General features: G+C 43.4%; 16 protein-coding genes. 14 read left to right on the forward strand and 2 right to left on the reverse strand.

Translation table 11 applies throughout. The features are described from left to right. Positions 1 to 25: 25 nt before the first annotated feature. From AB4512_RS16855 to AB4512_RS16890, 8 genes are all read left to right on the forward strand, one after another. Positions 26 to 3,685, forward strand: coding sequence for an ATP-binding protein (locus tag AB4512_RS16855; protein WP_372154881.1), 3,660 nt, complete (start codon positions 26 to 28; stop codon positions 3,683 to 3,685). After that, on the forward strand, positions 3,682 to 4,320 hold the full coding sequence (locus tag AB4512_RS16860; protein WP_102321023.1) for a hypothetical protein: 639 nt from the start codon (positions 3,682 to 3,684) through the stop codon (positions 4,318 to 4,320). The genes AB4512_RS16855 and AB4512_RS16860 overlap by 4 nt, the downstream gene beginning before the upstream one ends. Beyond that, a complete protein-coding gene (locus AB4512_RS16865) occupies positions 4,320 to 5,618 on the forward strand; it encodes a hypothetical protein (protein ID WP_102321022.1) in 1,299 nt (432 codons plus the stop codon). The genes AB4512_RS16860 and AB4512_RS16865 overlap by 1 nt, the downstream gene beginning before the upstream one ends. Continuing rightward, positions 5,615 to 6,460, forward strand: a complete 846-nt coding sequence (locus tag AB4512_RS16870) for a hypothetical protein (RefSeq protein WP_372175202.1) — start codon at positions 5,615 to 5,617, stop codon at positions 6,458 to 6,460. Before AB4512_RS16865 ends, AB4512_RS16870 begins: the two co-directional genes overlap by 4 nt. A gap of 286 nt (positions 6,461 to 6,746) precedes the next feature. Then, positions 6,747 to 8,393 carry an N-6 DNA methylase gene (locus tag AB4512_RS16875; protein WP_372175203.1) on the forward strand — a complete coding sequence of 549 codons (1,647 nt, stop codon included), beginning with the start codon at positions 6,747 to 6,749 and terminating at the stop codon, positions 8,391 to 8,393. Beyond that, a complete protein-coding gene (locus tag AB4512_RS16880; RefSeq protein WP_372175204.1) occupies positions 8,383 to 9,657 on the forward strand; it encodes a restriction endonuclease subunit S in 1,275 nt (424 codons plus the stop codon). Before AB4512_RS16875 ends, AB4512_RS16880 begins: the two co-directional genes overlap by 11 nt. A 169-nt stretch (positions 9,658 to 9,826) precedes the next feature. After that, positions 9,827 to 11,509 (forward strand): SWIM zinc finger domain-containing protein, encoded by a 1,683-nt coding sequence (locus AB4512_RS16885; RefSeq protein ID WP_102427826.1) that lies wholly within the window; start codon positions 9,827 to 9,829, stop codon positions 11,507 to 11,509. A gap of 132 nt (positions 11,510 to 11,641) precedes the next feature. Beyond that, the gene (locus AB4512_RS16890) at positions 11,642 to 14,938 is read left to right on the forward strand and encodes a type I restriction endonuclease subunit R (protein WP_372175205.1); all 3,297 of its coding nucleotides are present in this window, start codon (positions 11,642 to 11,644) and stop codon (positions 14,936 to 14,938) included. Between the two features lie 85 nt (positions 14,939 to 15,023). On the opposite strand, the gene AB4512_RS16895 is transcribed toward AB4512_RS16890, so the two are convergent. Continuing rightward, entirely contained in the window at positions 15,024 to 16,283 is a 1,260-nt protein-coding gene (locus tag AB4512_RS16895) for an adenylosuccinate synthase (protein ID WP_050612858.1), read from the reverse strand. Between the two features lie 218 nt (positions 16,284 to 16,501). Between AB4512_RS16895 and AB4512_RS16900 the strand changes: the two genes are divergently transcribed. From AB4512_RS16900 to AB4512_RS16915, 4 genes are all read left to right on the forward strand, one after another. After that, positions 16,502 to 17,374: a LysR family transcriptional regulator gene (locus tag AB4512_RS16900; RefSeq protein WP_017068305.1), complete on the forward strand. Its 873-nt coding sequence runs from the start codon at positions 16,502 to 16,504 to the stop codon at positions 17,372 to 17,374. A 276-nt stretch (positions 17,375 to 17,650) separates the two neighbouring features. Beyond that, the gene (gene dmeF, locus AB4512_RS16905) at positions 17,651 to 18,646 is read left to right on the forward strand and encodes a CDF family Co(II)/Ni(II) efflux transporter DmeF (protein ID WP_017059184.1); all 996 of its coding nucleotides are present in this window, start codon (positions 17,651 to 17,653) and stop codon (positions 18,644 to 18,646) included. Further along, on the forward strand, positions 18,624 to 19,040 hold the full coding sequence (locus AB4512_RS16910; protein ID WP_017059185.1) for a MarR family winged helix-turn-helix transcriptional regulator: 417 nt from the start codon (positions 18,624 to 18,626) through the stop codon (positions 19,038 to 19,040). Before dmeF ends, AB4512_RS16910 begins: the two co-directional genes overlap by 23 nt. A 616-nt stretch (positions 19,041 to 19,656) precedes the next feature. Continuing rightward, positions 19,657 to 21,381 (forward strand): methyl-accepting chemotaxis protein, encoded by a 1,725-nt coding sequence (locus AB4512_RS16915; RefSeq protein WP_372175217.1) that lies wholly within the window; start codon positions 19,657 to 19,659, stop codon positions 21,379 to 21,381. Positions 21,382 to 21,526: 145 nt separating this feature from the next. Here AB4512_RS16915 and AB4512_RS16920 read toward each other — a convergent pair whose 3' ends face one another. Beyond that, positions 21,527 to 21,766 (reverse strand): PAS factor family protein, encoded by a 240-nt coding sequence (locus AB4512_RS16920; protein WP_004733935.1) that lies wholly within the window; start codon positions 21,764 to 21,766, stop codon positions 21,527 to 21,529. A gap of 239 nt (positions 21,767 to 22,005) precedes the next feature. On the opposite strand from AB4512_RS16920, the gene AB4512_RS16925 reads away from it, so the two are divergent. After that, positions 22,006 to 23,004 carry an acetyltransferase gene (locus AB4512_RS16925; RefSeq protein ID WP_102321015.1) on the forward strand — a complete coding sequence of 333 codons (999 nt, stop codon included), beginning with the start codon at positions 22,006 to 22,008 and terminating at the stop codon, positions 23,002 to 23,004. Between the two features lie 487 nt (positions 23,005 to 23,491). Continuing rightward, on the forward strand, positions 23,492 to 25,681 hold the full coding sequence (locus tag AB4512_RS16930) for an immunoglobulin-like domain-containing protein (protein ID WP_372175206.1): 2,190 nt from the start codon (positions 23,492 to 23,494) through the stop codon (positions 25,679 to 25,681). The last annotated feature ends 63 nt before the right edge of the window (positions 25,682 to 25,744 follow it).

Consider the following 25,744-nt stretch of genomic DNA (forward strand, 5'->3'; position numbering starts at 1 on the left):
AACATAACTCGAGATAGATACGATGATGTATGCCGGATTGACCAAAGTTATCGCAATAAATTCTTATCAGAAAAACAAGATGTTTTCTGAGTATTCTTTTGACGCTCCCACTCAGATCACTGGCGGTAACGGAGAAGGCAAAACATCACTTTTAAGGCTCATTCCGTTCTTTTATGGAGCGACTGGCACGCAGATCGTCAGGAAATCGAATGTCAATAAGCCCTTTGCAGAATGGTATTTACCACACAACAACAGTTATATTGTTTTCGAGTACATTACTGCTCGTGGTCAAGTTGCTCATGTCATTTGTTATCGAAACCTTAGTACTAAAGGTGGCATTGTTTACCTTTTCGTTAAAGGTCAGTTTGAGCAGTCAGTGATCATTAAACAAGACAGCGAAGATAAGCCTTACGCTATCGGCTGTACAAAGCTGGCCGCGGAGCTGAACGCTAACGGCTTAGAATACGAGTCGCGTATTACTAGCGTCAAAGAGTACCGCGAAATTATCCAAAATATTAATGCAGGGAATTTGAGCAATCAGTTCCTGAGCTACTCTTTGTGCTCTGGTCGTCATGATGTCCGTCACATTGAAAAAATCACAGCGGCGTTGATTCAAGGTGAATTCAATATGGCCGACACAAAGGCGCTTTTCCTGGATATCCTCGAGCAAGGAAATAGCACATTAGAGTTTGGTGTGGATGCAAACAGAATTGAACAATGGTGTGATGACTACAACGGCCTAACAGCGTTCCTAGCCAAAAAAGAAGCGTTCATTGAAGCTATTGCGAACAATAAGCAGATTGCCTATCTAACCACTCAGCTCGCCAATGCCTTAACAATCATTCGTGAAGCCTCTGAAAGCCTTGATGAATCTCTTAAGAAAACCGAAATCGAGCGCTCAGATTTTCTTGAAAACAGTGACAAGCAGATTGGCGAAATTAATCAAGATAAGCTTGATAAAGAGGTTCAAAAGAGCGCTCTTCAACGCTCTATCACAAGTATTAACTCTGAGATCGAAGTACATCACAGCAAGCTTATAACATACGAAAATAGTGGTTATCCAGAACTGTCCGTTAAGCTAAAGCAATTGCCAGAAATGGAAGACAGGGTGGCACAACAAAGACAAAGTTACGCCGATCTTGAAACTAAGGTAAATGATGCGAAAGCAAAGTATGAGAAAGACAAACAAAACCTTGTTAGTAAGTTCAATAAAGAAAAGTCTGACCTAACAGAGCAAAAACTTGATGCCGAGAAAGAGTGCAAGGTTAAAAAAGACAAGATAGACGATGTATATCAGCCACAGTTAAAGGAACTGACCCAAACCCATACGATTTTTACAGCGGATAAATCTCAGGCTCTTATGGAGCATAGGGCTGAACTCGCTACTCAAAAGCAGCGACTAAAGAACCCAGATATTGATGAGTTTCTCATTGAGCAGAGAGAGCAGTTGGAGTCTGAGAAGGACAGATTACAAGAACAAGTAGACACGTTAAAACACACGACAACTTTGAGTGAGAAGGAAGGAGTCAACTTACAAACTAAACGTGAAAAGCTACTCGAAAGATTAGAGGCCACTCGTCGAAATATGCGCGATGCCGAAACCAGGCTAAAAGTAGTCAGTAACCGATTAGACCCAGATTCAGGAACCTTGTTCTCGTTCCTGGAGGCTAATCGACAGGGGTGGCAAAGCTCTCCACTTGGTCGTGTTCTCACCGATGAGCTTTTGATGGACACGACACTCACACCATCAATGACTGAAGATTCAGGTTCAATGTACGATTTATATATCGATACGAGCAACCTAGCAGATTGTAGTGTCACCAACAAAGCTGATGTGGAAGAGCAGGCTCACTTGATGGACCGTATCGTTGAGCTTGAAGACGCAGAGGCTGATTTCAATAAGCAAATTTTGAAAAATGATTTTGCTGTTAAGCAGTCAACGCTTGAGTTATCACGATTACGCAATGAACTGCGAAACGCTGAGGGTGACCTATCACAAACTAAGGTTAACCTTAAAAACAAGAAAATAGAGATTGCCCGTGCAAAAGAGGGCTTAGTCGAAAAAATTAATATAAACATCAAATCGATTGAGAAAGCTATAGCCCTGATTGATAGGGAAATCTCAGTAACGCTTGAACGTTTTGAAGAAGCAAAATTAGAGCTAAACAACGACAGGCTTACTCAAATTAGCAATGTTGAATCATCACTTGATCTCACGATCGGAGCTATAGATGAACTACTGGAAAAAAGTACTCTGACGTTGGGCGAGAACAAACAGCGTATCAAAACGGAGTATGAACAGCGGTTGAGTGATCAAGGTATTAGCGGTGAAATCTATCAACGCTACAAAGAAGAAATTGAATTGCTTGATAATGAGATCAAAAACTTAAAAGTGAAGTCTCATAAAATCAAAGAATACGAGATATGGCTTGCTGTTTATGAAGTGGATGATCCTAAGAGACGTGACGATCGAAATACTAAGGTCAAAGAACTTGAAACGGTGCATCAAGAGTTTGAATCTTTTGAAACTAAACTGAAAGAGTTGAGAGCCAAAGCTCATCGAACCAAAAAAGAGTTTGATGAGAAGCTCTCTATCTTGAGAAACCACAAACAGCGAGCTGACAGTGCAATCTCTCGCCTAACTAACTATGTGATGTTTGAGGGCGAAGAAGGCAGCCAAGAAGCGCTCGATTATAACGGCGATTTAAATTCACTCTTGAGCTATGTAGAGAGCAAACTCCCGGAGTTAGAGAGGCTTACTAAGCTACGTAAAAAAGATATACAACAGATGGAAACTATCACTCTCAACCTTGGTGACGGGGAGCTGTATCGTTTCTGGAATGAAAGCAGCCGAAACGCCATTACAGAGGATATTGTTGCTAGTGACTCTAAGCGAATAGATATTCTAGAAATCATCATGAATGACATTATTCCTCAGGTGACCAGCATAACAATTGAAAGCGCGGTCAACATGGGGCGCATGCTCGTTGACTTCAAGCATCGGCTACTCGGCTTCGACCGTGACATTAAGAAACTTGGTCGTAATATCTCTGAACAAGTAAAGCTCAATAACACGTTCTCGGTGGTTGGTTCTATTGACATTAACGTTGAAAGTTCACTTTCCAAACTACAAGGTTGGCAAGATATTATTAACTTCTCTGAGATTTACGAAGAGTGGGATAAAACGGGATCTGCTGAGCTACCAACCAAAGAGTTTTTCAACGCTTTAAGCACACTGACATACCATATTAGTGCCGAGAAAGTTAAAAAGCCTACTGAGCTGTTTGACATCAAATTTGAAGTCATCGAGAACAACCAGCGTAAAACGGCCAAAACAGATAAAGATATGCGTGATTTGGCCAGTAATGGTACGAACTTGCTCATTCAATCCATGTTGTATTTAGCACTTCTGACACAACAACGTGGAGCAAGTCGACTATCAATAACTTACCCAACCGATGAGATTGGTAAGCTGACGGCAGAAAACCAAGCCAAACTGCTCAAAATGATGGGGGCACACAACTTCAATGTTATCGCGGCTCAACCCGATGGCAATAATCGTACGGCCAACTTATTTAAGTATCTGTATCACTTAACGCCTTACAAGAACATTTTCAACAAACCTAAAGTAAGCAAACTTGCGTTAGCTAAAGCCGCTGAAACTAGCACAGGAGTAGAAGCATGAAGCCAGTATCACAAGTCTTAGAATCTCTACTTAGTGGTAGCTTTATCTGCCCAGCAACGGATCGTGAAGCTTACAAGACGCTTAAAGAGGATCGTACACGCCGAGAAATCAATCAAGCGTTGACTCTTATGGGGCGCGAGCTCCAATGTACGAGCAGAACCAGCGCCTATTATGTTACCTATAAAAGTATCGACGACCACAATCGTCGTCAGGTGACCGCGTTGATGAGTAATGTACACGGTATCATTCGACCTGTGGTTAAGTTCGTAGCGACAGTCAGTGAGGCTGCTCAAGTTGAAGCTGTGATGGTTGGTGGTGATGAGTTAAATGTGCCTGTGCTGAGTGCGCAAATCCAATCGTCTCCTAGCTTGATGGAGAAACTCGATAGTATTTATCGACTTCCAAAAGTGAGTCGGAAAAAAGTGCGTGACAGTGCAGCGGATAAACTCAATGTAGTTGTCGAATTTCTGGTTAAAGAAGGGGTGGCTCATTTAGTAAACAAAGAGCGCCAACTCTATGTGATGACGGGAAAATTAGACTTTGTCTACGAGGTGCTCGATTTCATCGATACGCATGAAAAGATCGTTGAGACAGTTAACAAAGCAAACGAGAACCAAGGGGAGTTCGACTTTTGATGAGCCCTCAAAACAATGGGAAACATGGTGGTGTTAACCACATGCTTCGCTTAATCAGCCAAGCAAAGGACACATTAACGCATGTTTTTGAAAATGGCACGATACGTGAGACTCATGAAAACGCCAATGACCTACGTAAATTAAAAGAAGCCCGTGTTGTTATCGTGACAAGCCGCGGCTACCGCGTGCACCCTAAGATGGAAGCATTGATGAACTACTTCCTTGAAACGGAAGCGAGTTCATTTCTTGGGACTCAACATGCTGAGCGCATTCCAGAAATTCAGAGCTTAGCGCAAGAATACCTGGAAGCTAAATTAAATGGCAAAAGAGAACAAGAGGCGGATAGGTTTAATAGCCTTGAAGGTGTGGTTTATGAAATCACAATGGACTTGCAAGAGTCTTGTCGTCGCTTAAGAAACCGTATCAGTTATGATTTTGGCTATGGCCATACGCTCGCTCAAAAACAAAAAGAGAACCAAGTTGCTATAGAGCAAGCTGAAAAGCTTGTTACTGGCATGAAAGCTTTCTCTTTTAAGTTGTTGAGTGAAATGGCTGGAGATAACTCCGAGCTCAACACCTTGTTTTGTGCTGAAATGCACAGTGCGATTCGTAGTTGCCAACAAGAGCTCGGATCTATCCTAATTCAACTCCGAGCTTTGATGCTGAAGTATCGTAACCGCGAACGCGATAAGGACCTGATCAATGCCTTTGATCGGTTTATTGATCAAGAGCCACACTGGACACCAAGTGACGATTTGATTTTGCCTGATGAGGTAGCAAAGCACGATGGTATACCGATGTTTTGGCTTTCAGAGCCGTTACAATTTGCGCATCACCCAAATCCTGATGATATGGACCAAGAGCCGGAATTGGCTGATATTGTTGAAAAAATTACGGCACAGCCTGCAGAACAAGAAGAGCTTCCGGTTGTTGAAGAAGCTGAGCGACGAGAATTGACTCTTGATGTTGAAATACAAGAGCTGATTGAAGCGGACATTGATTCTCATTGCGATACCTTTTTTGCTGAAGCCTTTATTGGTAAGGGAAAAACCAGCATTTCCGCTTTGGAGTATTACGAGCAAATCAATAGTGACTTACCGGAAGATCTTGACCAGCTCACTTGCGCTAAAGACGTGTGGCTATTTAGCGTGCTTAATTTCCATAGTTCAATGCTTCCCGAAGATAGCAAAGGCTTTACCGTTGAGCCTATCGGGTCTTATACCTATTTAGCAAAAGGTAGCAATATAGGTTACGGCAACCTTCACTTAGAAGATGTGTCTATAGCGAGGAAACTGTGAGTAGAATTATTGATGATATAACGGGTAGTGATTTATATCGGTTAAAGCAACTCTTCTCTCCTGCGAAGGTTAATGAAGGTGCCAGTGTAGCGCTGAGTGGCGTGTTTGATACTTTTCATCGCGACTTTAGTGTTGGGAGCGCCAGAGGAGAACATTTGCAGCTGACGCCTAGAGATATACGTCAAATTAGGAAGGTGATTAAAGAGCAATCTGGTTTTGATCTTTTAACTGATCCCATCCCTAATTCTCGAACGGATATGGCTCAGTTCTTTCCTAACGAGAAGTTAAGCTCAAGTCCTGTCAAAGACAAGGTCATTAAAGTTTATGGGATTTTGTCCACGAACATAAATGGTAAATCATATGACTTACAAGAGGGCATGAACATTGAGGTAGCTCTAAGTCATTTGACGAGCATTGAGCACAGCCAAGTTGTGATTGTTGAAAACTATGAAGCATTTTCTAAGTTTAGATTAGTACAAACCGACATAGGGCCTAACCCTCTTATCGTTTACCGGGGGGATAAGGACACGGGAGTAATCTCAAAAGAAATTGCGTTGGCTTTTCCAGACGTAGAGCTTATAGCTTGGTTTGATACCGATCCTAAAGGTATTTCTTTAGCTTTATCATCGGGAGCGACTTATATGCTGCTACCAAATTTATCTATGGGTTCTCTCAAAAAACATGGTCGTTCAGACTTGTTTGCAGACCAATACCAAAACTGGGATCGTGTCTCAAAACTTATCCCCCCTAAGTTAGAGTCCATAATGTCTGAACTGGAAAAAGGGATAACCCAAGAGTCAATCATGGTAAATCAAATAGCCGTAAGGTTACATCAAATTTAGTCACCTTTACCCTGGGGTAATCAATCAAATGTTGTGAAGCTCATGCAGAGTGCCTACAAGACTGTTAAGTGCTGCTAATCTAGCCACTGAATTATTTATAAAGATTAAACGAATTTTGTGGCTTTTTTAAAATGCTCGATCATTTGGATATTTCCTTATCTTAAGGCACGTAAAAAGCGCCTAAAATCGGAGCTTTATCAATTCAACTCATTCAATTTCATATATAATCGCCCTCAATAGTCTGCGCTTGAAAGCAGAGTCCTACATTATTCGAGTAATTAAGAACATGGCAAAAGCACCCGCTAACAAGAAACCCGCCTCAAAAGCTAAGCCTGCGTCAAAAGCTAAAAAAGCGACCAAAGGCTTTGAAGAGACCCTTTGGGATACCGCTAATCAGTTGCGTGGCAGTGTTGAGTCATCTGAATACAAACACGTGGTATTAAGTCTTGTGTTCTTAAAGTTCATCAGCGACAAGTTTGAAGCACGCCGTCAGAAGATGATAGACGATGGGCAAGACGCTTTTGTTGAGATGAAAGAGTTCTACCAACAAGACAACATCTTCTTTTTGCCAGAAGATGCGCGTTGGTCATTTGTTAAAGCGCGCGCTAAGCAAGACGATATCGCTATCATCATTGATACCGCTTTATCGACTATCGAAAAAAACAACCCAAGCTTAAAAGACGCTCTGCCAGACAACTACTTCTCGCGCCAAGGTCTGGAAGTGAAAAAGCTGGCGTCACTTATCGACAGCATTGAAAATATTGATACGCTGGCGAACGAATGTGACATGAGCGAAGAAGACTTAGTCGGTCGTGTTTACGAATACTTTCTAGGTAAGTTTGCAGCAACCGAAGGCAAAGGTGGTGGCGAGTTCTATACGCCTAAGTCAGTGGTAACGCTATTGGCTGAAATGCTAGAACCCTTCCAAGGTAAGATCTACGATCCGGCTTGTGGCTCCGGCGGTATGTTTGTTCAGTCTTTAAAGTTCATTAAAGAGCATGAGGGGCGCACCAAAGACATCGCTATTTATGGCCAAGAGCTGACCTCGACTACTTATAAACTGGCGAAGATGAACTTAGCCATTCGTGGTTTATCGGGCAACTTAGGTGAGCGTGCAGCCGATACCTTCTTTGCTGACCAGCATAAAGACTTAAAAGCCGATTACATCATGGCGAACCCACCGTTTAACCTTAAAGGTTGGCGTAATGAGGCCGAGCTAACCGATGATGCGCGCTTTGCTGGCTATCGCACACCGCCAACAGGCAATGCCAACTACGGTTGGATTTTGCACATGCTCTCTAAGCTAAGTGAAACAGGCACTGCTGGTTTTGTTCTGGCGAACGGCTCTATGAGTTCAAACACGTCCGGCGAAGGTGAGATCCGCCAGCAGCTAATCGAGAACGATCGCGTTGAATGTATGATTGCTCTGCCGGGGCAGCTGTTCTTCACTACGCAGATCCCTGTGTGTATCTGGTTTATCACAAAAGACAAAACCGAGAACACCACCAAAGGTTTCCGTAACCGCCAAAAAGAGACTTTGTTTATTGATGCTCGTGAAATGGGCACCATGATTAGTCGCACCAATAAAGAACTGACCAAAGACGATATCGCGCTGATTGCCGACACTTACCATGCTTGGCGTTGTGATGAAGCAGAACTTAAAGCGCGTATTGAGCGTGGCGACGGCAAAGTCGAGAAGTATGAAGACCAAGCAGGCTTTAGCAAATCAGCGACCATTACTGATATCAAGGCTAATGACTTTGTACTGACTCCGGGCCGTTATGTTGGTTCAGCTGACGTGGAAGATGACGGCATTCCGTTTGAAACCAAGATGAGTGAGCTCACACAAACCCTGTACAGCCAAATGAAGCAATCCAAAGAGCTAGACAAAACCATTCGCCAGAACTTGGAGGCATTGGGTTATGGGGAATAAGTTCAAGTTAGGTGAGTTATTGGAAGTATTGACTGATTATCATGCTAATGGCGCATACAAGAAGCTAAAAGAGAATGTTGAGCTATTGGATAGTCCTGATTATGCAGTGATGATTCGGACGACCAACTTCGAGCAATCTAACTTTTCTGACAGTCTTAAATTTATAACCAAGCACGCATATGATTTCTTGGCGAAATCGAAAGTTTATCCTAACGATATAATCATGAATAAGATTGCTAATGCTGGCTCATCATATTTGATGCCAGATTTAGGAAGACCTGTATCATTGGCTATGAATTTGTTTTTGTTGCGTGTAGACGCTGAGAAAGTAAACCCTAGATATTTATATCTGTTTTTGAAAATTAATGAAGCGTACGTTAAGTCCTTTGCGAATGGCTCTGTTACTAAAACGATAACAAAAGAAGCTGTTCGAAATTTAGATATTGAGCTGCCGAGCAGGCTTATACAAGATAAGATTGTAAAGCAATTTAGTGATATTAATGAAAAAATCACCATCAACAGCCAAATCAACCAAACCCTAGAGCAAATAACGCAAACGTTGTTCAAATCTTGGTTTGTTGATTTCGACCCTGTAAAGGCAAAAATGAATGGCGAACAGCCAAAAGGGATGGATGCGCCTTTTCTTTCAAAAGAAGTTGCCTCGCTTTTCCCAAAAAAGCTTGTTGAGTCTGAGTTGGGTTTGATTCCTGAGGGGTGGGGTGTTGGTGAATTATCAAAGCTGTTTGAACTCCACAGGGGATTCGACTTACCAAAATCTAAACGCCAAGACGGGGAATATCCTGTCTATGCTGCGGGCGGTTATCATGGTGCCCACAATGAGTTCAAAATGGAGCCTCCGGGTATCATAACTGGGCGAAGTGGCGTGATTGGGAATGTATATCTATCTCTTGATAAGTATTGGCCACTAAATACAACGCTTTATGTTCGAGAGTTTAGAACATGCGGGCCATATTATGCCTACCACTTACTCCGTTCACTAGATCTAAAGTCCTTAAACTCTGGTTCGGCAGTACCGAGTCTAAATCGTAACTTTGTACACTCAACAAATGTGTGTCATCCGGACTCTGATGTATTGGCGAAGTTTGAAGAGATTGTTACTCCTCTGTTTGAAAAGATGGTCGCTAATAATGAACAAAATAAGTCTCTCTCAGAGCTACGCGATACTCTTCTTCCTAAATTGCTTTCCGGCGAAATCGACTTAGAAAACGTGCAAGTAGAACAAGCTAAAGCACTAGCAGAGTAACCTTTCGTCATTCCAGAAAGTGAGGAACGAACTTATCAGGAATCTCGTTTTTGACGGTGGTGAAAAGCGAGATCTCAGATACCTCGCGCCTCGGTTCTGAGATAACGAAGGTGGGAATTAGATGAATCCGAAATAGAACAAAGCAAAGCGTAGGTGGAACCATAATATAATGAACGCAACTAATACTCGTGAAATCGACATTTCTGAATTGACGACACTGTGTGAAACAAGCACTTTGCAAAAAGGCATCTTGCTTTCACGCAGTGGTGCAGTACGCAAGCTTAACCTTGTTGGCAACACCGCGACCGCACAGGTCAAAGGCAGCCTCAATTATCAAGTGAGCCTCGATTTCACTGGCGATCTGGTTGGCACTTGTACTTGCCCTGCGGCGCAATATCAAATGTTGTGCAAGCACGGCGTGGCGGTTGCCCTTTGCCTACAAGACCAAGAACAAGCTTTAAACCAAAGTAGTGAACGAGATACCATAAAAAATCACCTGCAAAGCCTTGGTGAAGAGGCCATGGTAGAGATGCTACTCGAATACCTAGAAGAAGATGAGTACACATGGAATGCACTGCTGACAAAAATTGAAATACGCGAAAAGCCAGCCGTATATGGCGAGCTGAAAAAGTTGGTTACCCAAGCCTTACCGCGAGAACAGCTCTGGGATTGGCGAGAAAGCCATGATTATTTCAACTCAGCAGAAATTCAATTGAACATGATCATTGAATCAATGCAAAGCCTTAACGCCGATCATCAATGGAAATTAATCAACTACCTTGTTGAACGGTTGAATAAGGTGCTAGAGCAAATTGATGACTCCAATGGCGATCGTTATGGCATTGAAAGCATGATTAACGAACACATGCCAAAGACGCTGGCAAAGCTTAATTGGAGTGAGCAAGAGAAAGCGCAGTGGATGTTTGAGCGTTTGACCCATTACGAATTTGACGTATTTCCTTCGATTGAAGAGAGTTTTGGAGCGATTTGGCAATCTAACACCCACTTTCTAACCTTATGCCGCCAAGCGATAGATCAAGCATCGCAAGATGAGAGTAGCTGGAACTTACGCTCATGGGCAGTTCCGTTAATGAAACACAGCTCAGATTGGCGTGAAGTGGCGGAAATTAAACAAAAAATAGCACGAACGTGTCGAGATTATCTTGAAGTTGTTGATATGTTCATTGATGAGCAAGAGCCGTTAGAAGCTGAGTTTTGGTTAGCTAAGGCGAAAAAAATGGCGAGTGATTATGAACTTCGTGCGTGCGAACAAGCTCAATTCCGTCTTTATGTTGAACTAGGTGAAATCCATTCTGCATGGGTATTAGCTAACCGTTTGTTAGAACAATCACCAAGCTTTCAATATTATCAACAGTTAGCGAAGTTTAAAGCCAATTACCAAATTGATGATGTTGAATTTTTCTCCCGCACTGAACTGCTACTTGCCAATGCCTATCAACAACCAGACCGCTATAATCAAGCTTCTGATCGTACGGATGCCTTGGTTCTGTTCTATATCGATAACCAGCAATTAGACAAAGCGTGCGAATGGGTTGCCGAACATAAAATATCAATACAAGGACTTATTTCGCTTGCCGATCAAATTGTGGATGATAAACCTGAAAATACGCTGGATTATTATCTGCGAGCAGTCTCATCTTATATCGAACAGACCAATAATACGGCTTACGATCAAGCTTTAGAGTTACTTCGACGTTTAGAGAATATGCTGAAATCGCATCCTACTCAATTGGCGACATTTTATAGTCAGGTGGCGCAACTCGCTACCACGTACAAGCGTAAGCGTAATATGTTCGCTTTAATTCAGAAATATTATTCAAAATATATCTGATTCTGCGGAGGTGACAAGATCTGCGGTGTTGAGAAAATGGAACAAAGCCCGAAACCGAGTTACTACAAAACAAATTTAAATAACTCAATTTAGAAAACAACAAACAACGTCAAACAGCAGTAGGAAAAGGCGATGAGCTTAAAATTCACAGAAGCCAAATTAGAACAGGCCATTATTGAGCTATTGGGTGAGCAAGGCTACCCACACGTAGTGGGTGAACAAATAGCGCGTGAAGACAAAGAACAAGTACTCATTGTCGATGACTTACGACGCTACCTTGCCAAGCAGTACCGAGGCGATGCTATAACCGAGAGCGAAATTGACACCATTGTTCGTATGATCTCAACGTTGCCTGCCAGTGATTTATACCATAGCAATAAAACCTTCTGCCAATGGCTAACCAATGGCTTTCTGTTTAAGCGTGAAGATCGCTCAAAGAAAGACCTCTATATTGAGTTAATCGACACAAGACATTTGGCACAAGCCTTACGCTTGATGTTTGTCCCGTTGCTAGAGAATAAATCTAAATCAGATAATACTGATAGAGAAGTTGCAGAGGGTAATGTTAGTTACTTAGAAACATATCGCCTAGACCCGACTGATACCAATATCTATAAAATCGTTAACCAGCTAGAGATTGAAGGTGTCGATGAACAAGTTCGAATCCCTGATGGTATCCTTTATGTGAACGGCTTACCGCTGGTGGTGTTTGAATTCAAAAGTGCCGTGCGAGAGAAAGACGCGACCATCTTTGATGCATGGAAGCAAATTTGCGTTCGTTATCGCCGTGATATTCCCAAGCTGTTCGTCTACAACGCGATGTGCATCATCAGCGATGGCGTGAACAACAAAATGGGCAACCTGTTTGCGCCGTATGAGTTTTTTTACGCGTGGCGCAAAGTAACGGGCAACGAGTCTACCGAAAAAGAGGGTATTAATTCCCTCTACACCATGATTGCCGGGTTGTTTAACCAAACTCGATTACTTGATGTAGTGAAGAACTTTGTCTTCTTCCCTGATACCTCTAAGAAAGAGATAAAAGTCTGTTGTCGTTACCCGCAGTACTACGCAGCGCGTAAGCTTTACTACAACATCGACAAAGAACGTAAGCCATACGGTAGTGGTAAAGGCGGTACTTACTTTGGTGCAACAGGGTGTGGTAAGAGCTTTACCATGCAGTTTCTATCTCGCCTATTGATGAAAAGCATCGATTTTGAAAGCCCGACCATTGTACTTATTACCGACCGCAACGATCTCGATGACCAGCTTTCTAAACAGTTCTGTAATGCCTCTGATTACATTGGTGATGAGATGGTGGTGCCAGTTAAAAGCCGTCAAGATTTAAGAGATAAGCTACAAGGCATCAAGAGTGGTGGTGTGTTCCTGACTACCATTCATAAGTTCACCGAAGACATCGAATTGCTTTCAGAGCGTACAAACATCATCTGTATTTCTGATGAAGCGCACCGTTCACAGGTCAACCTCGATAAGAAAGTGGTGATCAAATATCAAGATGGTGTAGCCGTCGATGTGAAAGAGACATACGGCTTTGCTAAGTATCTACACGACTCTCTGCCAAGCGCGACTTACGTTGGCTTCACCGGAACGCCGATCGATGCCACCCTTGATGTATTCGGTGATGCAGTAGACAGCTACACCATGACAGAATCTGTTAATGATGAAATTACGGTTCGTATTGTTTATGAAGGCCGAGCCGCTAAAGTCATTCTTGATAACAGCAAGCTTGAAGAGGTCGAGAAATACTACCAAGCGTGCGCAGAAGCGGGCACCAATGAACATCAGATAGAAGAGAGCAAGAAAGCTTCTGCCAATATGAACGCGATTCTTGGCGACCCTGACCGTATTGAAGCTTTGGCGAAAGACTTTGTTGAACATTATGAAGGGCGAGTTAAAGAAGGTTCTACGATAAAGGGCAAGGCGATGTTTGTCTGTGCGAGTCGTGAAATCGCGTTTGATTTTTATAAGCAAGTCAAAATCTTAAGGCCAGAATGGTTTGAGGAAAAGCTATCAATTGATGGCGTCGAGCTGACTGATAAAGAGAAAGAAGAGTTAAAGCCACTTGCGATGGTGCAAATGGTGATGACGCGCGGCAAAGACGATGATCCTGATCAGTACAGCCTGTTAGGAACCAAGGAATATCGAAAATCGCTCGACCAGCAGTTTAAGAGTCCTAAGTCGAATTTCAAAATAGCCATTGTAGTCGACATGTGGTTAACAGGTTTTGACGTTCCTGAATTGGATACTATCTACATCGATAAGCCGTTGCAGAAACACAACCTGATTCAAACCATCTCACGTGTTAACCGTAAGTTTGAAGGCAAGGCGAAAGGGCTGGTTGTCGATTACATTGGTATCAAGTCGCGAATGAATCAAGCCTTAGCAATGTATTCAAAGGCTGATGAGACTAACTTTGAAGATATTCGTTTTTCTGTCATTGAGGTGAAGAACCACCTCGATCTATTAAGACAGATGTTCCACAAGCTCGATACGTCAGGTTATTACACAGGAGAGCCGTGTAAGCAGCTGGAGTGCCTTAATCAGTCGGCAGAATACATCCTTCAAACCAAGAAAGGCGAAACCCGATTCATGGCTTTAGTGGGCCGTATGAAGGCGGCTTATGATGTTTGCTGTGGTAGTGAATTGTTATCTCAGCAAGAGCGTGACCAAATTCACTTCTATATCGCAGTGCGCTCTATCATCTTTAAGCTAACCAAAGGTGATGTACCAGACACGGCACAAATGAATAGACGTGTTCGTGAGTTAGTGGCAGAAGCACTTCGTGCCGATGGAGTAGAAGAGATCTTTACGATTGGTGATGAGCACGCCGAAGCTATCGATATTTTTGACGAAGATTACCTAGCTCGTATCAACAAGATTAAGCTGCCAAACACCAAGATTCAGTTGCTTCAAAAGCTGTTAGAGAAGGCGATAAGTGATTTTAAAAAGGTCAACCAGCTGCAAGGCATGAACTTCTCTAAGCGCTTCCAATCGCTGGTGGAGCAGTATAACGAACGCCGTGAAAATGATGTGTTGAATGGCGAGGAGTTCGATACCTTCTCTCAAGAAATGACCGACATTATCTTTGATATCGTGAAAGAAATGGGCTCGTTTGAAGACCTAGGCATCGACCTAGAAGAGAAAGCGTTCCTCGATATCTTGAACCACATGCGCAAGAAGTACGATTTCACTTACGACGATGACAAGATGCTCGAACTGGCGAAGGAGATGAAAACCACAGTAGACAATGTCGCTCAATACCCAGACTGGGCAGGCCGCGATGATATCAAAGCCAAGTTGAAAGTGGATTTAATCTTACTGCTACACAAATACGGCTTCCCACCAGTTGCCAATGATGATGTTTACAAAGGCGTGCTAGAGCAGGCTGAGAATTATAAGAAGAATGTGTAGTCGCTTTAAATTTGATGACATTTGATTTTATCAATGAGTATTTCAGCTAAAACAATCACTTTAGCTGAAATACTCGAATAGAGATCTAACCTCGAATGATCATTTGCTCGCGCTCAGGACCTACCGATACCATCACGATTGGAACACCCATTAACTCTTCGATACGAGTAACGTAATCTTGTGCTGCTTGAGGAAGGCTCTCAAACGTGCGGCAACCCGTGATGTCTTCATCCCAGCCAGCCATATCTTCATATACGGGCTTTAGCTCAGCCGTTTGTGGCCAAATCGGGTTCTCTGTGTGCTCTCCTGAGTAAGCAGTACAGATCTTAAGCTCAGACAAACCAGACAGGCAATCAATCTTAGTCAGTGCGATTTCCGTTGCAGCTTGCAGGTCAACACCGTTGCGAGTTGCCACTGCATCAAAGTAACCCATATCACGTGGTCGACCCGTAGTTGCGCCGTATTCGTTAGAGCTTTCGCGGAAGCTGTCTTGTTCTTCCATTGCAGTTACTAGCGTGCCAGTACCAACAGACGAGCTGAATGATTTAGCAACAGCGATAACACGTTCAGGACGAAGTGCAGGTAAACCGCTACCAATGCCAGCATAAGCTGCGGTTACATTCGAAGATGTTGTCCAAGGGTATTCACCGTAGACAAGGTCGCGACCTGCGCCTAACTGAGCTTCAAACAGTAGGTTTGCGTCTTGTGATTGCAGCGCTTTAAGCGGCTCAGTTACGTTGCAGATGAACGGGCGCCACGCTTTAGTTACTTCAAGTAGCCATTCTGTCATTTCAGAAGCAGTCTGGGAGAAGTCACATTGAGGGTAGAGCGCTTTAAGCTGAGGCATCTTCCAATCAAGTAGGAATTGAATACGCTGCTCTAAAATTTCAGGTTGATTCAGCCAACCGACAAGAATGCCTTTCTTCATTACACGATCGCCGTACGCTGGTGCAATGCCTTGACGTGTAGAGCCGTAAGCGCCATCGCCCAAACGCTCTTCTTCAAGCGTATCTTCAAGAGCATGTAAAGGGAGGCACAGTGTCGCACGATCTGAGATCGCCATTTTCACTTTGATGCCAGCCTCTTGAACTTCTGCAATTTCTTGAGTTAGCGCAGCAGGGCTGATCACCATGCCTGGGCCAAGAACCGCCGTACAATCAGGATTAAAAATACCACTAGGTAGTTGGTGCAGTTTGAATGTACCGAAGTCGTTTACTACGGTATGGCCTGCATTGTTTCCGCCTTGAAAACGAATGCTAGCAGAAGCTTGGTCTGCTAAAAAATCGACGATGCGGCCTTTGCCTTCATCACCCCAGTTTGCGCCCACAACAACGATAGATGGCATAATTTTTCTCCTAACTGATTGAGGAATCATGTTAGGCCTACAAGGTGGATAAGAGAAATTAATTATCTTTATTATCTTGATAAGGATTTCATATATCCTTAAAGTCTTAAGCTACAAACGAGATTCCCTATCACGTTCGTTCCTCACTCACTGTAGGGAATGACGATGGGGCATTCTTTACTTTTAGGGAATGATATTAGTGACACGAGAGAGAGGACATGATGCTCGATATTAATTTGTTGAAGACGTTTGTGACGCTTGCGGAGTACAAGCATTTTGGGAAAGCGGCCAATGCACTGCACATGACACAACCCAATGTGAGTTTGCACCTAAAACAACTGGAACAACAAACACGCATAAAGTTGATAGAGAGAAGCCCTTTTCAATTGACTCAAGCGGGTGAACGGCTATTGGAAACAAGCCAAAGAACGCTACTCGAACTGCAGATTTGTCAGGCCGATCTCAATGCCATTAACGACCTTAAAATAGGGACGTTAACCATTGCCGTAAGTGACATCATTTCTCGATTTTTGCTAATTCGTCCGTTCCAGAAGTTCAAAGCGCAGTATCCCGGTATTGACCTTACGCTCTTGAATACCACGTCATCTCAGGCATCGAATTTAGTTAAAAATGCTCAAGCGGATATTGGTTTTGTTATCGCCAAAGAGCAGCACAACGAGTCTTTGTATTTCACTAAGCTGCAAGAGCTTTCTTGGTGTGCGCTTGGCGATGGGGTTGATATCCGAGACTCTGATGCAGAGCTCACTTTGATTCTACTAGGTCATGATACGAGAACGCGTGACTTTATTGATGAAGGTTTACCAAGCCTTAATCTACCTAATTATAGGGTGATGGAAGTAGGGAGTGTCGATGCTCAAATCGACTGGGCAGAAGCGGGATTTGGTGTGGCTATTGTCCCGGAGTTTGCGGTATCAACCAAGCAGCACCTGCATTCGAAAGTGACACCATTGACCAACTTCTCGAGCACCAGTCTTGGTTATATTGTTCGGCAGAACCAAGTCTTGTCGAAAGCAACCAAGCAGCTGTTAGGTTGGGTGAATGATGAGATTATTTCATTGCAAAACAAATAAATACAATCATTGAGTTTGACTCAATCAGCCCACCTCGAGTGGGCTTTTTTGTCCCTGGAAAGCCTCGTTTTTACTGAATCAATAATCTTTGGAACAAACTAGCGCTCACCATCAACTATTCGTCCCGCAAATCAGAGTTTCAAAATTCATCGTTGACAAAGTTTGATAATCAAACTAAATTTCAAATTATTACTTTGATTGTCAAATTACTTGTCAATCAAAGGGCTTTTATTTGCAACGATCATCTAACCACAAACACAAGCTAAGGACGCCATTTTGAGTTTTCCAACACGTCACCAACACAACTTTTCTTCACATAACAGTCAAGGTGAGAAACGCACGTTCTATGTCCTGTTATTGACCGTCGTTACCATGGTTGTCGAAATTGTTGCAGGTACTATTTACGGCTCGATGGCATTGCTTGCCGATGGTTGGCACATGGGGACGCACGCCGCAGCGTTTGGTATCACCTTATTTGCATACCGTTATGCGAAGAAACATGCCGAGAGCGAACGTTTCTCTTTCGGTACTGGCAAAGTCAGCGTGTTAGGGGGCTACACCAGCGCGATTGCATTGGGGATTGTGGCATTGTTGATGCTGGTGGAATCAGTACATCGTTTGTTTAACCCACAAGCGATTCAGTTCAATGAAGCGATCATCGTTGCTTGTATTGGTTTAACTGTGAATGTGGTGAGTATGTTTTTACTTGGCGATCACCATCATGATCACGGACACGAGCATGGCCACAATCATAGTAAGAATCACGGTCATTCACATAGCCATGAGCACGACAGCGACCATGGTCATAAACATGGCGAGCATCACGGACACCATCATGATCACAACCTACGCGCAGCCTACATGCATGTGTTGGCGGATACTCTAACTTCGCTGCTTGCGATTGTTGCGCTGCTATTTGGTAAGTTTTACGGTTGGAACTGGTTAGATGCAGCAATGGGAATGGTTGGCGCATTCGTGATTGCTAAGTGGACGATGAACCTTATGAAACAAACCAGCCCAATCCTGCTGGATGAGAATATCGACCAAGATTATCGTGACTCAGTGACCAAAACCTTAACGCCTTATGCGTCGGTCACCGATTTCCATATGTGGAAGGTGAGTGGGCATCACTATTCAGCAGCGATTACTCTTGAATCAAACAGTGATAAAACCGTCTCTGAATATAAACAAATGCTCGCCAAGTTTGATAAGATTAATCATCTTACTCTTGAAGTGCATTCAAACGACCATGCGAAATATAGAACAGCTTAACCAAATACTGACTGAGTTCTACGATAAAATGTCTTCGTGGGAGCAGTCTGTTGTCAAAGAGACGGGTTATTCCCTGGCTCAAGTACACACCATTGAAGTACTTGGTATGCATGGTGCGTTAAGAATGAAAGAGCTCGCTGAAAAGTTGGGTATTACCACGGGTACACTTACTGTTCAAATAGAAAAGTTGGTTAAAGCTGAATTGATTGAGCGCCATGAACACCCAACAGATCGTCGTGCGATTGTGGTTGCCTTGACGGATGAAGGGCAGAAGATCCACGTTCACCACAATCAGCTTCACTTGAATTTGGTTAATGAGCTGACGCAAGATATCGAAGAAGACGAGAAAGCGGTGTTATTGAAGTGCCTAACCAAGATGGTAAAAGCGTTTTAGCCAGCCTTGAATTCGCACCTAACTCTTTAGCTGCAAAGCGATTGACTAGAAAATCAAAAGATGGACCTGACTCGAATTGAGTAGGTCCATTTTTTTCGCCGTTTACGCTCTACTGTACAATCATCAATAGACGGATTCATTGTTTAAAAACCAAGTCAAAACCTCCAATATTGCGCTTCGCTCGTGCTCTTCTGGAGAGCCAAAAAAATGTCATCATAAATAATGCATCCAAATGTGCGTCAAAGTCTTTTAATTCAATGCCTTGTATACCATGACATTCAAGCCATTTATGTTCCGTCAAATAGCTGTCTCTCACTTTTATCATTCAACTAATGTACATGTATTCAATTTGTGTTATTGATGCTTTTATCTTTAGTGAAAAGATTCATTCTCTGTTTGAATACCATTGAGAATGTCACTGCTGGTGGGCTGAACAGTCGCTAGATTTAGTGCTCATTACTGATACAAAAAATATAACAATAACCAGGTCGCGCAAGTTGTATTCCATGCTTCGATGCGATCAATTAGATACTCATAGTTAATTTAGTAAAGACGAGCCACGTATATGAATATAAAGAAAAAGCTCTATTCGTTGGGGATGTTCTCCATCTTCGGCATGATTTCACTGCTGTTTACCACATCGCAATTTGCAGACACCACCGCTCAAATGAGCGAAGCCAAACAAATCACCAAAGAACTTGAAGTGCGACTACTCAATCTTCGCCGTAACGAGAAAGATTTCTTACTGCGTAGCGATATGAAATACCTCGCCAAGTTCGACGTAAACTACAACAAATTCTTAGCGTCTGAATCTGAGCTAGATACAGTGCTCAGTGATTTAGGCTTAGCCAACAGCACACACCTACGTGAAGACATCGAAACTTACCACACCAGCTTTGTTAACCTAGTTAAAGCGAGCGAAGTCTATGGGCTAGCACGCGACAAAGGCATGCTAGGCGAGTTTCATGTTTTGCTCGATAACATCAGCGCGACAGCCAGTGCTGAACAAAAAATCGAGCTTTACCTGTTCAATGACTTAATTGAAAAGGGTGAGTTCGATCCGAGTGTTCTTTCTATTACTTCTAATGTTGGAAGCTCAACTGCTTTGATAGATGCTGCACGTCAAGTGGTTGAACAGAAGCGAGTGATTGGCTTGAAGCACAACGAAGGTCTGCTTGGGCAAGCTCGCTCGGGTTCTCATGCTATCGAAACTCAATTTAAAGAATTCTCGGCGGTGCTAGACCAACAAACGCAGCAAGAGATGGACAAACTATCGCTGATCAACAACATCCTTTGCGTCACACTACTTGTGTCGATCATTCTGTTCAGCTGGTTAATCGTCCGTTCTATCATTGGCAAAATTGAGTCACTGCTTTCGGTTATCCGTAATATCGTTAACTCAAACGACGTGTCTATTCGCTCTCACCTAGATGGTAAAGACGAACTCAGCACGCTAGGCCAATACTTCAACCAACTGTTGGATCAACTGGAAGGGCTTATCGCTGCCTCTCAATCTAAGTCACTGCAACTGACACAAAGCACATCGAACATGCATGATGAGCTAGAGTCAGTAATCAAACAGTTTGAAGTTCAAGCAAATCACACATCTACAATGACAACGTCAGTTCAAGAGATGGTACTCACCATTGGCGAGATCTCTGAAAGCACATCGGTTGCCGCTGAAGGTGTACATCAAGCGAAAGTGAATGCCGATAAAGGCCGTGAAGTGGTGGTTGAAACCATCAGCAACATCACCCAGTTGTCTGAACGTCTTTCAAGCAGCCAAGATTCGATCAGTTCACTGAACCATCATGTTGACCAGATCGGCGATGCAGTAAACATCATCCAAGGCATTGCAGAACAAACTAACCTATTGGCATTGAACGCAGCAATTGAAGCAGCACGTGCGGGTGAACAAGGTCGTGGCTTTGCGGTAGTTGCCGATGAAGTACGCGCACTAGCAAGCAGAACGCATCAATCGACCACAGAGATAACTTCCGTGGTGAGTGCAATTCAAAGCCAGATGCAGGCGTCGATGGCAGAGATTGGCGAGTGTAATCAACAAGGTCAACTAACGCTGAAAGATTCGGAAGAGCTGGATGCGAGCTTGCAACTTATCTTGAGCGACATGGAAAGCATCCAAGGTAATTCAGAACGTATTGCTTCAGCGATTGAAGAGCAGGGCGCAGTAATGGCGCAAGTGAGTGACTCAATTACTGAGCTGAACACTATCTCGAACGACAATAACGCTTCGGCGCAGCATTGCTTAGTTGAAGTGGACAAGGTAGCAGAGCAAGCGAACGATATGGACCAAGCGGTCGCGCAGTTCAAGACTTCATAAACAACATAGAACTTACTAAAACAAAAGGCGTGGATCATCTACGCCTTTTTTGTGCCTGAAATTCAAATAGATAAATGACGAGAATAAAAAAACGGCCCGATCTGGGGGAAGATCTGGGCCGTTATATTACGTATTAAAGGGGGGACTACTTATTTCGGCCTTCCAGCACATCCAGTGCCAGTTCAACCGCTTTATCAATATTGTCGCATCCCGCTAACTTACCTGAGCTGATAGGACCAAGCACATTAGCGTATAACGAGAGCTGCTTGTTAAATGGCAGGCTCAACTGCTCATATAAACGCTGGCGAATCTCGGCATGTTGCTCAGGAGCGTGAGCAGCAAGGCTTTTCAAAGTGTCATAAACAAGAGTGGTGGTAGTGTTCATTCGTCTCTTTATCATTAAGTGGGAGGCGCTTATTTTATAATCTTTTCGTATTCTTTTACTGTGACATAAGTCATACAATATTATTAATGTGTTTATCTTTTCAATCTAATGAGAATAAGGCATTCCAAAATAGACTTAAGTATCTGTGAAATATAACTAAAATAATGACAGACTATCGAACACACAAACGAATTGGCGCGTTTCTGGCAAACGGTTAAATCTATAGGAAGAGGAACAACATGCACTACGACGTATTCAACGGAGACGCAGATGGCATAATCGCGTTGTTACAGCTGCGATTAAGTGAGCCAAGAGAGAGCGTGCTCATTACTGGTGTTAAGCGTGATATTAAGTTGGTCTCTCAAGTTGTTACTCAAACTATGGAGCCGGGTAAGCAAGGTGATGTTTCTTCCGTTACCGTTTTAGATGTATCGATGGAGAAAAACCTGCCTGCACTGCACTCACTGCTAGACGCAAACATCAATGTATTTTATTGCGATCACCACCGAACAGGGGATGTCCCAACTTCTAGTCATTTAGATACTCTGATTGATACCGCGCCAGAGAGCTGCACGAGCTTGCTGATTAACCAGAAGCTGAATGGTGCGCATGTGGCTTGGGCAATCGCAGCTGCCTTTGGCGACAATCTAAAAACGGTGGCGGCGCGGCTAGCGGATGAAAATGGATTCGCTCAATCTCAAAAAGAGTTTCTAGAAGAGCTAGGTACCTTGGTTAACTACAACGGTTACGGTTCGTCACTGAGTGATTTGCATTTCACGCCAGCTGAGCTCTACAAAACCCTTTATCAATACCCGAATCCGTTTGATCTTTTGGATGATAAAGACTCTGTGTTTTATCGACTACGAGATGCTTATCAAAATGATCGCCAGCAGTTATCAAACCTTGCTCCTGTTTATGAAAGTGAAGTCGCACGTGTGTTTGAACTGCCAGGTGAGACGTGGGCAAGGCGCATCAGTGGCGTATTTGGTAATGAAATCGTTAATCAAGATCCAAACCGAGCGCAAGCAGTATTAACGAAAAACCAAGACGGCGAGTCTTACACGGTGAGCTTACGTGCGCCATTATCAAATAGAACGGGTGCAGACGAAATTTGCTCAAGTTTTGCGACTGGCGGAGGAAGAAAAGCAGCGGCTGGAATTAATCAACTTAATGAACTTGATAAGGTGAATTTTATTTCACTATTGGATGCATATTATTCATCTGGCACTGATGGTTAACTGAAAAACTCCCGGCGTATACATTCAAAATCCTACAAATTCTTGCTCCTATATTCCGTTATACGTGTGTATTGCTAGCACATGTATGATGGCTATATACAGGCTGTTTTAGTGATATCACTCGCAATGGTATCTGGTCTGAGGTCAGTAATTACGGTGTTTTTGGATCGATTTTTGTCGATTTAAAGTTAGTTTTTTCCTATTGGTGATTTTTTATATTTTCGGTTAATTATCTATGTGAATTAAGGTTGATTAAATATTTGCATGGTCAATGTGCTCGGCCGAAAATAACAGATTTTAGCATTTCATTTTGAATGAAAAGTCAAAATCATATTGATTCTGATATTCAATCTGTGACTTAAAATCACAAGTTAAATCAAAGGTCATCTTTTCCTAAAAATTCCATTACTTTTCTATAAATATTCATGGTTACAATGAATTGGTTCGGTTGTGATTGGCACAGCTGTTAAGTAAGGAAGTGGGACTAATGTTGAAACGTAAAGCTCTACAATTAGCAGTATCGCTCGGCATGGCGGCAATGTCTGGCGCTGTTTATGCGAATGGTTCAGATATGACGAATCCAGACTCTGGCGTGGTGGTTGGCTATTGGCATAACTGGTGTGACGGTGGCGGCTACCAAGGTGGTAATGCGCCATGTGTGACGTTGGATGAAGTGAACCCAATGTACAACATCGTGAATGTGTCATTCATGAAGGTTTACGATGTGGCTGATGGTCGAATCCCAACTTTTAAACTGGACCCAACCATTGGGCTTTCAGAAGAACAATTTATTGACCAAATCTCTGAGCTCAACAAGCAAGGTCGCTCTGTACTGTTGGCTTTGGGTGGTGCTGATGCACACGTAGAGCTAGAAACCGGTGATGAAAGAGCCTTTGCTGATGAGATTATCCGTCTTACCGAGCGTTACGGCTTCGATGGCCTAGATATTGACCTTGAACAAGCAGCCGTAACCGCCGCAAACAACCAAACCGTGATTCCGGATGCACTTAAGCTAGTGAAAGATCACTACCGCGCAGAAGGTAAAAACTTCCTTATTACAATGGCGCCTGAGTTCCCGTATCTAACGACAGGCGGTAAGTACGTTCCTTATATCGATAATCTAGAAGGCTACTACGACTGGATTAACCCACAATTTTACAACCAAGGTGGCGATGGTATCTGGGTTGAAGGCGTGGGTTGGATTGCTCAAAACAACGATGCGTTAAAAGAAGAATTCATCTACTACATTTCTGATTCTCTTATCAACGGAACGCGTGGCTTCCACAAAATCCCACATGACAAGCTCGTGTTTGGTATTCCTTCAAGTATCGATGCTGCAGCGACAGGTTTTGTGCAAGAGCCACAAGATTTATACGACGCATTTGATAGCCTAACGGCGCAAGGCCAACCGCTACGTGGTGTAATGACTTGGTCTATTAACTGGGACATGGGCACCAACAAAAACGGCCAACAATACAACGAGCAGTTTATTAAAGACTACGGCCCGTTTGTACACGGTCAAGTAACGCCACCACCAGTAGAGGGTGAGCCTGTTCTTAAAGGTGTCGAAAATACGCGTGTTCTTCACGGAACAACGTTTGATCCTATGGATGGCGTAACGGCAACAGACAAAGAAGACGGCGATCTAACGTCATCAATCGATGTTGAAGGATACGTCGAAACGGCGGTTATCGGCACTTATGTACTGACTTACCGTGTTAAAGATAGCGATAACAATGAAACCACTAAAGCAAGAACGGTAGAGGTTTACAGCCAGAAGCCAGTATTTAATGGCGTATCTGACACAACAGTTGTGTTGGGTACTGCGTTTGATGCTATGGCTGGCGTGACGGCGAGTGATGCTGAAGATGGCGATTTAACAAGCACCATCACACACACTGGCAGTGTTGATGTAAATGAAATCGGCAACTACACGCTTGTGTATAGCGTGACAGACAGCGCGAACCAAACTGTAACCGCTGACCGTAAAGTGTCTGTGACTGATGGTTCTAACTGTGCTGCGGCATGGGATGCAGACACCGTTTATGTTGAAGGTGATCAAGTATCTCACGACGGTTCAACGTGGGGAGCAGGGTGGTACACTCGCGGTGAAGAACCTGGAACGACAGGTGAGTGGGGCGTTTGGAGAAAAGTTTCAGACTCTTCATGTGGTGGTAACCCAGATCCGGGCGATGACTTAGAGCTTGCAGTTTCAGGCCTTCAGTCAGAATATGCGCCGGATAACGGCAATGTTCGTTTAGATCTGACATTGACATCAAATGAAGCATTAGATGTTACGGCTATGGTGATCAACAGTGCAGGTACTGTGGTTGAGCAAACTAAGGTTAACGTAACGGACAGCCGCGCCATTACCATCGACTTATACGATGTAGCGGAAGGGCAATATGCACTTGAAGTGGTCGGTAAAGCATCTGACGGTGAAATGGTGATGGTAAACGATTCGTTCGCTGTTAAAGACGGTGGCGGTACAACACCTCCTCCAGGTGATTACCCTCCGTATGAAGCGGGCACAAACTACGCATCGGGTGACATTGTGGTCGGCAGCGATAATGGCTTGTACGAATGTAAGCCTTGGCCATACACGGCATGGTGTGCAAGCGCGTCTTACGCTCCAGCAGATAGCCAATACTGGCAAGATGCTTGGACAAAGCTGTAGTCATATAGCTCAACGCTAGTTATATAAAGTAGACGATCAAAGAGAGGCCATGGTGCCTCTCTT

The organism is Vibrio sp. 10N.222.52.B7, assembly GCF_041474275.1.
Lineage (GTDB): Bacteria > Pseudomonadota > Gammaproteobacteria > Enterobacterales > Vibrionaceae > Vibrio > Vibrio crassostreae_C.